Origin of the sequence: Pseudomonas sp. NFACC08-1, from assembly GCF_900106735.1 — a bacterium.
Lineage (GTDB): Bacteria > Pseudomonadota > Gammaproteobacteria > Pseudomonadales > Pseudomonadaceae > Aquipseudomonas > Aquipseudomonas fluorescens_Q.
On the sequence record NZ_FNNL01000003.1, the window covers coordinates 529,126 to 542,046 of the forward strand.

A 12,921-nucleotide genomic window follows, 5' to 3' on the forward strand; every position below is an offset into this window, starting at 1 on the left:
GTCTCGCGCCATCCGGGTGGGTGTTTCGATATATATATGTATGCCATGGGCGTATCGCCGGGCGGATAAGGTGCCGGTCCACACAGCAGGGAGGAATGTGTATGGACATCACTGCCGAACGGCAAAGCAACATGGCGCGCACGGGGTCGGTCTCTTCCCCGCAGGCGGCGACTGTACAAATGACCCTGGAGAGATTGACGCGTTGGCAGGTGGCTATCGACGCGCGACTGCAAACCCAGATGAGCTTGCTGGAGGTACTGGAGGAGTACCTGCTGGTCGAGCTGCGCACCCATTATCACCAAGGCAACATCGATCCTCACTTCATTGACACCCTGCTCGACACGGTGTTGCAGCGCATGATCGATCAGAAACCACTGGTTAGCGATGAAGAGCAGGATGCGCCCTATCGCTGGCCGGACGGGGCTGACCTGGGTTTCCCGACTGAGCGCCAGGCGGTTATCGTCCAGGCGGTGGAGAGTGTCGCCTCGGGTTTTATTTATCACTACAAAGACTATTTGCGACGTCATTGGCGAATGGCGGAGCGCGACGCCTCGCTTGAAGCGCTGCTCGGGCACAAGCTCGATGAGCACATGGCTGCAGTCGAACTGCTGTTCCAGCCTGGTCCGCTGGAGGGCCAGGGGAGCGATGAGCTCAGGGAGAAAATCGAAGCGCTCCAGCACCGCTGGCGGCAGATGAGTCAATTGACCGCATTGGCGACGACGCAGGAGCGTCAAGACCTCGAGGCCATCGCGCGTTTGCAGTTGCCTGATTGGTTGCGAGGGCTAGGCGAAGTTGATCGTAAAAAGCTGAAGGCTTTCCAGGACCAGACTACCCAGGCCCAGGCGTTGCTGGATGGGCTGCTCGATGGCCTGGCTTCGCTGCAGGCTTTTGCCCGGCACCTGGCCAAGGACTATGTCCGACGTGAACGGGACATGGAGGTCGAGCCGGACAGCATTCGAGTGCAGTTGCAATGGCGAAGTGTAATGGGGCAGCCGGTGCAAACCCGCAGCCTGAGCGAGCTGCTGGCGGCCGGTCCAGTCAGGCCGGACGCCGTGTCGGTGTTCCTGGTGGAAAACGGCGCCATGCTGCGTAACCAGCCGCTTTCCCCGGCGTTCATCAGCCAAATGCTGGCAGAGCTCGATGCCCCGGCCGGGTACCGGCAGGCATTGGTCGAGCGGTATGGCCGAGGGGATCTGAAAGACGCCATGCTCGATTGGTTCACGGCACGCTTGCAGCAAAGTGCGTTCATTGCCCGCTGTGCGGGTCACTTGACGGTGGCCAACCATGAGGCCGTCAAGGCGCTATGGGAGGGCGAGGCTTCGGCATCGTCCGTCGGCGTTCTACGGGTCAGTTACCTGGTACTTCCAAACGCGTTGAAGTGTGCCGACTTTCTCCTGTTCCATCGCCAGGACCTGCAAGGCGACCTGCTGCTGTACGCCCCCGACAAGCCGGATGGCCAGGAGTGGATCGAATTGCCCTCGCTTTGGGCCGTGAGTGTGGAGATAGGTGCCTGGACCCGCAGCGAAGCCGGCCGCGAGTACCTGCTGCAACGGATTTCTCCAGCGGACCGAAGCGTGGCCCGGGAGTACTTTACCCGCGTGGCAGACAAGCCGGCGACATGGGATTCAAGCCAGGATCCCAGGGGCGCGGTGGAAGGTTTCAGGGCATGCCTTGAAGACATCGTAGCAAGGGGCCTGGACAACAACCTGGCGCAAGTGGAACTGGACGAATCGCCCCGCTGGTACGCCGCCCTGCCGCTCGATGCGCGGCGAAACATCAGCACCTTGAGTCAGGAGCTGGTGGTCCATCAGCAGGTGTTCAATCAGCAGTTGGTGGGTTACGAAGTCTTCGTGGATTTCGCCAAGCGTATCGTCACGCAGGCGATTGCGCCTTACATGCGCAGCAAGGGCGTGCAGGCACCGGTCGATCCTGCGACGGTGCTCATCGACTACAACCCGGGCTTGGCAGACGGCAAGACCAAAGTCGCCAGCCTGCTGGAGCTTGCCATCCACGGGTATGACGACAACTCGGGTATCGACAATCCCAGAAAAGGTGTGCGCTCGTCGGTGGGGCAGGACCTGGGGCAGGTCCGCAGTGCGGAGCTTGCGTCCTATATCCGGCGGGCATACCTGGGTGAGCAATATGCGCGACAGGTCCGCCGCAGGTTTCTTGATGTCCGTGCCCCGGAATACGCCCAGCGGCGCAATGCCTACCGCAACCTGCTGTTGACCCGGATGGACCGTGACCTGCGTGTCGCAACGGGCAAATCCCAGTTGGGTGCCAGTGAGTTCTGGTGGCTCACCCGGCAAGTCACCCTTCTGGGTGAGTCGGTGTCGGTGTCCGGTCCGGTGTATTCGGGGAGCGTCGTGCAGCGCGAAGGAGTGATCAGGTTTTCCATCGGCGGCCATATCGTGATGGGCGCCTATGTCTTTGCCTACTTCGACCCGAAGGGCGCCTATTGGCTGTACACGCCGGACGCTCCGGACGGTGTCACGTTTCGCCGGTATCAGGACTTTTCCGGGGCGGTCGCCACGCGCTTGCATGACTATGTGCTGGAACGGGTTGCCCTCGGCGCCCGCGCGGCGGTCAGGCGTTCATTGGCGGCGCTGGCGGCGACGAGCATTGGCGTCGACACATTGCGCGAGTTCAATCGAGTGAACGATATCCAGGCGGAGTTCGATGCCTACATCGAGCGCGCCATCAGCGATGTGGAAGACGTCACCAAGAGTCGCGCCGAGGTGATCAGGCGGCAGGTCATCAAGGGGCTGCTGTTTGCATCGGCTCCCGTGTGCCTGGTTTATCCGCCCTTCGCCTTGCTGCTGGATGTCGCCTTCATTGCCGTCAGCGTCAAACAGGCCGCCGAGGCGCATGGGCAGGGCGACACGGATCGTGCGTTGGGCCACTGGTTGATGGCTTCCTGGGGCCTGTTGTTCGCAGCCTTGGGGGGCGGGACCCTTGCTCCGCTACTGGGGCGGGCAGCCAGGAGCCTGAAGCTTGTCGTGAAGCCTGTGTCACTGTCCGAGCAGCGCTTGAGACGCGTGACGCCGCTGATTGCCAAAGAGACCGGGCCAGTCATCCAGCCCATACATTTCAAGCCGAAACAGGCAGTTGGCAAAGCGCCTGAGAATCTGGAGCTGGTAACCGGGGAGAGCCTCTTTGAGGGCACCTATCGCAGCCCGTCCAGCGCATCGCAGCCACACACTACTTATTACATCCGCAGTAAAGGCAAGTACTACCAGGTGAAGGAAGACCCTTACTTCGGTGGTTTGTGCCTGGTGGATGCCAGTCGCCCCGGTGCCTTGTACAACCTGCCTATCCGCAGGGTGGGGAAGGGCAAGTGGGTACACAACGATGTCGGCTTGAAAGGAGGCAATGATCAAGTGCTTGTCCTCGGCCGAGTGAGCGATCTGCGGGAGGCGTTTCCCGCCCATGTCTTTCCGGACGTATCAAGGGGGGCGTTGCAGGGCGAGGCTGTGGTGGCAAGGTTCAGCGAGGCCGCGGCGGACAACTATCTGTTCTCCCTGAACGCGCAGACGTGCGTGATCGCGTCGTTGTATAACCCGGCCACCAAGACAGGGGCAGTGATCCATTTCGATCACAATATCCGCGCGCTGATCGAGCGCAGCCTCCGGGACGTGACGCAACGCTTGGGAGCCAGCGCAAAGGATATTCGTTCGACCCTGGTGGGTGGCGACTGGTTGACGGGGGCGGACATCGGCGGGCGGGTCAGGTCGGCGATGCGGCGCCAGGGGCTGCGGCCCACCTGGGATCACTGGTCGTATTCGTCCTGCTTCGGCAATACCTATGGTGTGTCGCTGGATTTGCGCAATGGCGTGACGTCGGTTTTCAAGACGTCACGCACTCAGGTCGAACGCTACTACATACCGGTGCTGGCGAGGGCGAAACAGGGTTCTGATCCGGTGTCGGTGCGGGCCCGTGGGTTCATGACGCGCGTGCGCAGCGAGCCGCTGGTGGCCAATGCCAGTGGTGCCGTGCTCACTCCGCAGGGGCGGCCAGCGACTGCGGCGCAGATCGAAGCCCACGCGTTCCCTACGGTGGCGCTGAGCTGATCCACTGGATTGTCATCTTGAAGAACAGGCAAAAAAAGACCCCGGCCAATGGACCGGGGTCTTTTCACACCACTTGGAATATCAGTGCTGGTTGCCCAGCTTGTGTTCCAGGTAATGGATGTTGACGCCGCCTTTGCAGAAGCCTTCGTCGCGTACGAGGTCGCGGTGCAGCGGGATGTTGGTCTTGATCCCGTCGACCACGATTTCGTCCAGCGCATTGCGCATGCGCGCCATGGCTTCGTCACGGGTCGCCCCGTAGGTGATCAGCTTGCCGATCAACGAATCGTAGTTCGGCGGAACGGCATAACCGCTGTACAGGTGCGAATCGACGCGAACGCCATTGCCGCCCGGGGCATGGAAATGCTTGACCGTGCCTGGGCTTGGCATGAAGGTTTTCGGGTCTTCGGCGTTGATCCGGCATTCCAGTGCGTGACCGCGGATGACCACGTCATCCTGGGTAAACGACAGCTTGTTGCCGGCGGCGATGCTGAGCATCTCCTTGACGATGTCGATACCCGTGACCATTTCCGAAACCGGGTGCTCCACCTGAACACGGGTGTTCATTTCGATGAAGTAGAAACGACCGTTCTCGTACAGGAACTCGAAGGTGCCGGCGCCGCGATAGCCGATGTCGATGCAGGCCTTGACGCAACGCGCCAGGACTTCCTCGCGAGCCTGCTCGTCGATGCCCGGTGCCGGCGCTTCTTCGAGGACTTTCTGGTGACGACGTTGCAGCGAGCAATCGCGGTCGCCCAAATGGATCGCATGGCCCTGCCCGTCGGACAGCACCTGGACTTCGACGTGGCGTGGGTTGGTCAGGAATTTTTCCAGGTAGACCATCGGGTTGCCAAACGCTGCGCCCGCTTCGGAGCGGGTCAGTTTCGCCGAGGAAATCAGGTCTTCTTCCTTGTGTACCACGCGCATGCCACGACCACCGCCGCCGCCAGCGGCCTTGATGATCACCGGATAACCAACTTCGCGACCGATGCGCAAAGCGGTTTCTTCGTCTTCAGGCAGCGGGCCGTCGGAACCCGGAACGGTTGGCACGCCCGCAGCGATCATGGCGTGTTTGGCCGAAACCTTGTCGCCCATCAGGCGGATGGTGTCGGCTTTCGGACCAATGAAGGCAAAACCGGAGTTTTCGACCTGTTCGGCGAAGTCGGCGTTTTCCGCCAGGAAACCGTAGCCTGGGTGAATGGCGGTGGCGCCGGTCACTTCGGCAGCGGCGATGATCGCCGGGATGTGCAGGTAGGAGTGCGCAGCCGACGCCGGACCGATGCAGACGGATTCGTCTGCCAGGCCCAGGTGCATCAGTTCTTTGTCGGCCTTGGAGTAAACGGCGACGGTCTTGATGCCCATCTCTTTGCAGGCACGCAGAATCCGCAGGGCGATCTCACCGCGGTTAGCGATCAGAACTTTTTCCAACTTCGCAGTCATCAAAGGCTCTCCGCGGTTCAAACGATGGTGAACAGCGGTTGGTCGTACTCAACCGGCTGGCCGTCTTCGACGAGGATGGACTCGATCACACCGCTGGTTTCAGCTTCGATGTGGTTCATCATCTTCATGGCTTCGACGATGCACAGGGTGTCGCCTTTCTTCACGGTCTGGCCGACTTCAACGAAGGACGGCGAGGATGGCGAAGACTTGCGATAGAACGTGCCCACCATTGGCGAACGGGCAACAGTGCCGTTGAGCGCTGGCGCAGCCGGTGCGGCGGGCGCGGCTGCGGCAACCGGCGCTGCTGCTGGAGCAGGCGCGGCGGCTGGAGCATGCATCGGTGCCGGTGCATAGAACTGCTGGGCCGGGGTCTTGCTGTGGCGGCTGATGCGTACGGACTCTTCGCCTTCCTTGATCTCAAGCTCGTCGATGCCGGACTCTTCCAGCAATTCGATCAATTTCTTAACTTTACGGATATCCATGAATCATCAACTCCCAAGGGTCGGTCAGGGGCGTTTAACGCTTGTTTTCAAGCTGTCGCCTGTCTTTCAAGCTGCTCTAGAGCGGCCTCCAGGGCCAGTCGGTAACCGCTGGCGCCAAGGCCGCAGATCACTCCCACCGCTACATCGGAGAAGTAAGAGTGATGGCGGAAAGGTTCGCGTTTGTGCACGTTAGACAAATGCACTTCGATGAATGGGATGCTCACCGCCAGCAGCGCGTCACGTAATGCGACGCTTGTGTGTGTAAAAGCTGCTGGATTGATCAAAATGAAGTCCACGCCTTCGCCACGCGCGGCATGGATACGGTCGATCAATTCATATTCGGCGTTGCTTTGCAGATAGAGCAAATGATGGCCGGCGGCGCGGGCCCGCTGTTCCAGGTCCTGGTTGATCTGGGCCAGTGTCACGGCGCCATAGACGCCCGGTTCACGGGTGCCCAGCAGGTTCAGGTTGGGTCCATGCAGGACCAATAGGGTCGCCATCTGCTGTTCCTTGTTATCTGTGAGCAGGTATCAGAACCTGGCGACTATGCCGCAAAGCCTTTGTGACTGTCCAGTTCTCTGCAATAGCCAGCACGATGACCGATGTTTGCGCGAAATTTGTGACCATGGTCTCTGATCCGGTCATACGGTTGCAAACCGCACCCCGTGGGGGCATCAATTCCAGGGGCCCCTCGAATCAATGTGAGCGAGCTTGCTCGCGATGGCGGCGGCACATCCAGCATCGAAGCAAGCTGACCCACCGCTATCGCGAGCAAGCCCCCATAGTGCTTCATGCAGTCTGTGGCGCTAAACCCGAAAGGCCTGCACGGCGGTGTGCAAACGTCCGCCCAGCACCAGCAGATTGTCACCCTGTTCCCGCCCCTGTCCGATGCGCAGCAGGTTGTCGCCGCCCAGTTGGTGAATCCGCTCGCTGTGATCGCGGATTTCGCTGACGGCGCCGCTTTGTTGGGCGGTGACGTCGGCGATGCGTACTGCCGTGTCGGAGATGGTCTGGATGGCGCCGACGATCTCATCCAGCGCGCCGTCGGCCGCTTGCGCCTGGTTGGCGGTGGCTTCGGCGTGTTCGACCTGGGCGCGCATGCCGTCCACCGATTGGCGTGCGGCCTGTTGCAGACGGGCGATCAGTGTCTGGATTTCGGCGGTGGCACCGGCCGTGCGTTGGGCCAGGGAGCGGACTTCCTCGGCCACCACCGCGAAACCCCGGCCCATTTCCCCGGCGCGGGCCGCTTCGATGGCGGCGTTGAGGGCCAGCAGGTTGGTCTGGTCGGCAATCGAGCGAATCACCGTCAGCACGCCACCGATGGTGGCCGACTCCTCGGCCAGTTGTTCGATCATCTGCGCGTTGCCTTGCACTTCGCCCACCAGCGCATGCAGGCCGGTGAGGCTCAGGCCAATGACCTTCTGCCCTTGTTCCACGGCATGCCCGGCGCTGCGGCTGGCGTCTGCGGCCTGGCTGGCATCGCCGGCCACCTGCTGGATCGTCGCTTCCAGTTCGCTGAGGGAGTCGCGGATCAGCGCCGTGTCGCTGGCCTGATCCTCGGCGCCGCTGTGCAGCTCGCCACTCAACTCGGCCAGGGTACGGCTGCTGCCGGCGACCTGTTCGGCGTTCACCCGAATGGTGCCCACCAGATCCACCAGATAAGCCCGCAGGCGATTGAGCGACGCTTCGATGTCTTGCAGTTCGCGGTTGCTGGCGCCCACGCGGATATCACGGCTGAAGTCGCCCTCGGCCCAGGTCGACAGGGCCGGCGCCAGGTGCGTCAAGGTCCGCGCCAGGCGTCGCTGCAAGGTGTCGATGAGCAGGGCGATCAGCAGGATCAGGCCAATCATTACCCCTTGGATCAAGCGAACCTCTCCCTGGATCTGCCCATGCTGGGCGCGCACCGCTGGTTCCATGGCATCGATCGCCTGTTGTACATCGGCGATTTTCAGGTGCGTGGCGCTGCTCAGTTCGGTGCGTTTCTGGATCAGTTCACGGGTGCGGGCCAATTCTGCCGGGTAACGACCGAGCAGGCTGTTTAGCTCGCGCTTGAGGGCGATGCCCGCATCTTCGGCGGCGGTTTTTTCCTGGATTTGCAAACCCATCAGCGCGGCGAAATCATCGCTGCCTGATTCGCTGCTGGCGGTGACGCCCAGCAGTGGCAGGTTGTCGAGGCGTTCGGCCTCCACACGGATGCTCGCCAGTTCCCGCTCGACGTCGGCGGCCAATTCGCTGCGGCCACTGCTGACCAGTTTGTCCCGCGTGAGGGATAGGCGGCCCAGGTGCTGCGACGCGGCAAACAGCGCGGGCAAGTAGGCCGGGGCGCCATTGGCGTATTGGGCCAGTTGATCGAGGCTGGCGCTCAACTCTCGTTCGGCCTGTAGCAGCAAGGCCTGCGGATCACCGGCCAGTTTGCCGGCGGCCAGCAGATCGGTCTTGCTGAAGCTGTCGAGGTTCGCCAGGCTCGGGCGCAGGGTCTTGGCCATTTCCGGGGGAAATTGATCCAGGTCTTTTTGCAGGGTTTCCAGCGCCTGGGTGGCGGTGCTCAAGCGCAGGGCATCGCCGCTGGCCAGATAGTCCTCGATGTTGCGCGCCACTTCGCCCTGGAATTGTCGCGACAGGCCCAGGTAGCGCTCCATCAGCAGATAGGGTCGCTCCAGGGCAATCTGCGACCACCACAGCGTGGCGCCGAGGCCGAGGCACACGGCAACTAAAAGAAGGGTATTGAGATTGGTCAGCAGCTTCAGGCGCATCAAGTGTCTACCAGGGGCAGAATCGTAAGCGCTTGAAGTTATTGCGTTTGCGTTACAGGTTTATGACCGAATCGGTCGATTCCGATGAAAAGGTGGCACTTTGCTTTGATTGGCGGGCGCTCTGTATCCGGTTGCGCCCGGCATGCTTGGCGCGATACAGCGCTTCATCCGCCTGGCTGGCCATCATCAGGCTGTCGGAGTCATCGCTCATCTCCACCACGCCGGCGCTGAAGGTGCACCACAAATCATGGGGCTGGGCTGGATAGTGGATTTCGGCAAAGCGCTGGCGAATTTCATCCAGCACTTTGCAGGCGGCGTCGATGTCGGTGTCGGGCATGACGATGGCGAACTCTTCGCCGCCGTAACGGCCGATGAAGTCGGTCTTGCGCAGGCGTTGCTTGAGAAACAGCGCCAGGCTCTTGATCACCCGGTCGCCCATGGGGTGGCCGTGGCTGTCATTGACCCGTTTGAAATGGTCGATATCGAGCATGGCAAAGCTCAGGGGCTTGCCTTCGCGACGAGCGCGAAAGCTGCAATCCTCGAGCAGTTGCAGGATATGGGTGTGGTTGTACAGGCCGGTGAGGCTGTCGCGCACCATCCGCGCCTTGAGGTTGCGTGCCCGGGCGGCACGGTTGCGCACCGTGGTGATCAGGTGCCGGGGCTTGATCGGTTTGGTCAGGAAGTCGTCGCCACCTTCGCTCATGGCATCGAGTTGCTTGTCCAGGTCGTCTTCGGCGGACAGGTAGATGATCGGCACGCTGACGTAGCGGTCGTTGTGACGTATCACCTTGGCCAGTTCCGTGCCGGTGCAGGCCGGCATGTACATGTCGAGAATGATCAGGTCGGGTTGGAAGTCCGCGAGTTCGGCCATGGCCTGGATCGGCTCGATCAGCGTGCGGGTGATGATGCCGGCGCTATTGAGCAAGCGTTCGGTATGCATGGCCTGGGCACGGGAGTCATCGATGATCAGCACTTTGTACGGATCGTACTGGGCAACGCAGGTCAGCACTTCGATCTTTTCCAGCAGGCTCGAGGCTTCGAGGGTGCCGGTGAGAAACTCCTGCCCACCGGCACGCACCGCGGCCAGGCGTGTCGGCGTGTCGGTTTCCAACAAACTGAAGAACAACAGCGGCAGCGGCTGCTCCAGGCCTTCCTGGGCTTCGGCGGCCAGTTTCAGGCCCGCGCCGGGTCCGCTGAAATCCACATCCATGACAATCGCCGCCGGCAGGCGCTCGACCATGGAGGCGCGGAACCCCGCGACGCTGTCCAGCGCCTGGGCGCCGAGGCCGAAGAACTCCAACTGCTTGGCCAGGCGCTCGGCGCGGTCATGGTCTTGCAGCAACACGTAGATGGGTTTGCGCAGCGGCGGCAGGAAGGTTTGTTCGAGTTGGTCGCCATGACGCAGGCCGGTACGCGACAAGCGCTGCATCAAGCGGTTGATTTCGGTGATCAGGTGGCTGCTCAGGCGCCCACGATTGGCGTCCACCGCTTGCAGTGACTGGCTGATGCCTTGGGCCAACTGGGCGTGCTCGGGCTGTTCGAAGCGCTCGGCAAAGCGCAGCAGGCGCAGGTTGGCTTCGCTGAGCTCCGACAGGTCGGTGCTTGACCACTCACTGCGTTGCAGGCGCTGCCAAATCTCCAGGATCTGACGAGCCTGATGAATTACCCGCTGGGCAAAGTGGTGCTTGAGGCGCTCACGGCTGGGGTCTTCTGGCTCGGTCATATCCTGACTACTAGTTAGGGTGCATGCTGAGATCGACTGGTGGCTCTATGCTAGCACCTCTTTTCCTCTGCATGAGTGTCATACGTCAATATTCTGTCCAGTCGCGAAATTCAGTTTGTGACTGAGCGGTCTCGTAGGCCGATGGCAACGCTTCCTTTATAGTGCTGTTCGATTGCCCTGTCGCGCCCGGCATGATGGGCGCCGCATTATCGCGTTTCAAATCAGGCACGATGGCGTAGGGTTGTGGTCGAACCGAGAACTCAAGTGATTGAAGGGATATCACCATGCTGGACTGGAAAAACCGCGCGGGCAGCGCGCCTGAACGTGCCGCCGAGCCGAAATCGGACACCCGCAGCTACCTGGGTGGGCTTTTTTTCAGCCGCGCACTGGCGACGCTGATCGGCCTTTACCTGCTGGTGACCATTGCCGTCGGCTGGTATTGGAGCCAGGAGCCCGCGCTGTTCCCTGTGCAGCAGAACGCCCAGGCCGCAGCCGAGAAAGATGGCCGGCAGATGGTGGTGGGCTACACCACGGTCGAGACGCTCAAGACGGTGGCCGGGACCCTGCTGAGCAAGCCGGGTGGCTACATCTCCAACGACCGCTTCCCACCTGGCCTGTGGATGGACAACATGCCGAGCTGGGAATACGGCGTGCTGGTGCAGGTCCGCGACCTGAGCCGTGCCCTGCGCAAGGACTTCGCCCGTTCCCAGTCCCAGTCCGCCGAGGACGCCGACCTGGCCAAGGCCGAACCGCGCTTCAACTTCGACAACCGCAGTTGGGTACTGCCCTCCAGCGAATCTGAATACCAGGAAGGCATCAATTCCCTGAGCCGCTATCAGGCGCGTCTGTCCGACCCAAGCCAGAAAAGCGCGCTGTTCTACGCCCGCGCCGACAACCTGAACAACTGGCTCGGGGATGTCGGCACTCGCCTGGGGTCGTTGTCCCAGCGTCTGTCGGCCAGCGTTGGCCGGGTCAAGCTCAACACCTCGCTGAAAACCGAAGTCCCGGCCCCGGGCCAGGTGCCACAGGTGGATGAAGAAGTGGTCGAGACCCCGTGGCTGCAAATCGATAACGTGTTCTATGAGGCCCGTGGCCAGGCATGGGCGTTGTCGCACCTGCTGCGCGCCATCGAAGTGGACTTCGCCGATGTCCTGGCGAAAAAGAACGCCACGGTCAGCGTGCGGCAGATCATCCGTGAACTGGAAGCGTCCCAGGAACCGGTCTGGAGCCCGATGATCCTCAACGGCAGCGGCTTCGGTGTATTGGCGAACCACTCGCTGGTCATGGCCAACTACATTTCCCGGGCCAACGCAGCGGTCATCGACTTGCGGCAACTGCTGAACCAGGGTTGATTCATGAGCGAAAGCCCCCGGGAGGTCGCCCATCGAGTGGCCTCGGATGCCGAGCTGATTGCGTGGGTCGATGAGCAGGACAACCTGCTCGGCAGCCTGGTGCGTTCAGAGCTGCGCGAGCGTGGCCTGATCGGACGCGGCACCTACATCATGCTGTTCAATTCGTCCGGTGAGCTGTGTGTTCATCGGCGCACCCTGAGCAAGGCCATCTACCCTGGTTTCTGGGACGTGGCGGCGGGCGGCATGGTCCAGGCCGACGAGACCTACGCCGAATCGGCTGCCCGTGAACTGGCGGAAGAGCTGGGCGTGAGCGGCGTGGAACTGACCGCACACGACCATTTTTATTTCGAAGACCCTGGCAGTCGCCTGTGGTGCTCGGCGTTCTCGGCGGTGTGGGACGGCCCGCTGGTGCTGCAGCCTGAAGAAGTCCTCGAAGCGCGTTTCCTGCCCCTCGAACAGGTGCTTGATGAAATCCAGCGCAAGCCTTACTGCCCGGACTCTCTGGCGGCGCTTGAACGCTATTTGCGGGTCCATGGCGGCAGCGTCGCAAAGAAGCTATAAATTGGCGCTGATTGGCCCTTAGCAAGTCGGCTTTTTGCCGTTACACTGCGCGACTTTTCAAGCTGAACCGTGTCTGCGGTCCAGTAGCGCTGCCCCTGCCTGAGTGGGGTTTCGCGGTCGAGGCACATTCCCCCTCGACCAGTCTTTGTCCTCCCGAGAGGATTGCCGGTGGCCAAAAAAGCCGCATCCTTCGCCGCCCTGGGCGGCCTGGTATTTTCTACCGACGCCGGTCGTCATTGTCCTGATTGCCGTCAGCCGGTGGATGCCTGCATCTGCAAACAGACCGCCATCCCTGCCGGTGACGGCATAGCGCGCGTGCGCCGTGAAAGCAAAGGTCGCGGCGGCAAGACGGTGACCACGATCACTGGCGTGCCGTTGGCCGAAGACGCGCTCAAGGAGCTGGCCACCACGTTGAAGAAACGCTGTGGCACCGGTGGTGCGTTGAAAGACGGCATCATCGAGATCCAGGGCGATCACGTCGAGCTGCTGCTGGCGGAACTGCTCAAGCACGGCTTCAAGGCAAAGAAATCCGGCGGCTAGCAG

Annotated in this window: 9 protein-coding genes; 4 read left to right on the forward strand and 5 right to left on the reverse strand. The window is 61.7% G+C overall.

Annotated elements, in window-relative coordinates; all coding sequences use genetic code 11:
* The first annotated feature begins 101 nt into the window (after positions 1 to 101).
* Positions 102 to 4,070, forward strand: coding sequence for a DUF6543 domain-containing protein (locus BLU76_RS09420; RefSeq protein WP_092222512.1), 3,969 nt, complete (start codon positions 102 to 104; stop codon positions 4,068 to 4,070).
* Positions 4,071 to 4,151: 81 nt separating this feature from the next.
* On the opposite strand, the gene accC is transcribed toward BLU76_RS09420, so the two are convergent.
* From accC to BLU76_RS09445, 5 genes are all read right to left on the reverse strand, one after another.
* The gene (gene accC, locus BLU76_RS09425; protein ID WP_003197421.1) at positions 4,152 to 5,507 is read right to left on the reverse strand and encodes an acetyl-CoA carboxylase biotin carboxylase subunit; all 1,356 of its coding nucleotides are present in this window, start codon (positions 5,505 to 5,507) and stop codon (positions 4,152 to 4,154) included.
* Between the two features lie 17 nt (positions 5,508 to 5,524).
* Positions 5,525 to 5,989, reverse strand: a complete 465-nt coding sequence (gene accB / locus BLU76_RS09430) for an acetyl-CoA carboxylase biotin carboxyl carrier protein (RefSeq protein ID WP_003197423.1) — start codon at positions 5,987 to 5,989, stop codon at positions 5,525 to 5,527.
* Between the two features lie 47 nt (positions 5,990 to 6,036).
* The gene (gene aroQ / locus BLU76_RS09435; RefSeq protein WP_063323112.1) at positions 6,037 to 6,489 is read right to left on the reverse strand and encodes a type II 3-dehydroquinate dehydratase; all 453 of its coding nucleotides are present in this window, start codon (positions 6,487 to 6,489) and stop codon (positions 6,037 to 6,039) included.
* A gap of 306 nt (positions 6,490 to 6,795) precedes the next feature.
* Entirely contained in the window at positions 6,796 to 8,742 is a 1,947-nt protein-coding gene (locus BLU76_RS09440) for a methyl-accepting chemotaxis protein (RefSeq protein ID WP_092222514.1), read from the reverse strand.
* 52 nt (positions 8,743 to 8,794) lie between these two features.
* Positions 8,795 to 10,465 carry a GGDEF domain-containing response regulator gene (locus tag BLU76_RS09445; RefSeq protein ID WP_092147078.1) on the reverse strand — a complete coding sequence of 557 codons (1,671 nt, stop codon included), beginning with the start codon at positions 10,463 to 10,465 and terminating at the stop codon, positions 8,795 to 8,797.
* Positions 10,466 to 10,749: 284 nt separating this feature from the next.
* Here BLU76_RS09445 and BLU76_RS09450 point away from each other — a divergent pair, with 284 nt between their 5' ends.
* The 3 genes from BLU76_RS09450 to BLU76_RS09460 all read left to right on the forward strand — a co-directional run bounded on the left by BLU76_RS09450 (position 10,750) and on the right by BLU76_RS09460 (position 12,918).
* Complete coding sequence (locus BLU76_RS09450; protein ID WP_003197431.1) at positions 10,750 to 11,817, forward strand: DUF2333 family protein; 1,068 nt, start codon at positions 10,750 to 10,752, stop codon at positions 11,815 to 11,817.
* A 3-nt stretch (positions 11,818 to 11,820) separates the two neighbouring features.
* Entirely contained in the window at positions 11,821 to 12,378 is a 558-nt protein-coding gene (locus tag BLU76_RS09455) for an NUDIX hydrolase (protein WP_063323109.1), read from the forward strand.
* A gap of 168 nt (positions 12,379 to 12,546) precedes the next feature.
* Complete coding sequence (locus tag BLU76_RS09460; protein WP_053118082.1) at positions 12,547 to 12,918, forward strand: translation initiation factor Sui1; 372 nt, start codon at positions 12,547 to 12,549, stop codon at positions 12,916 to 12,918.
* Positions 12,919 to 12,921: the final 3 nt, after the last annotated feature.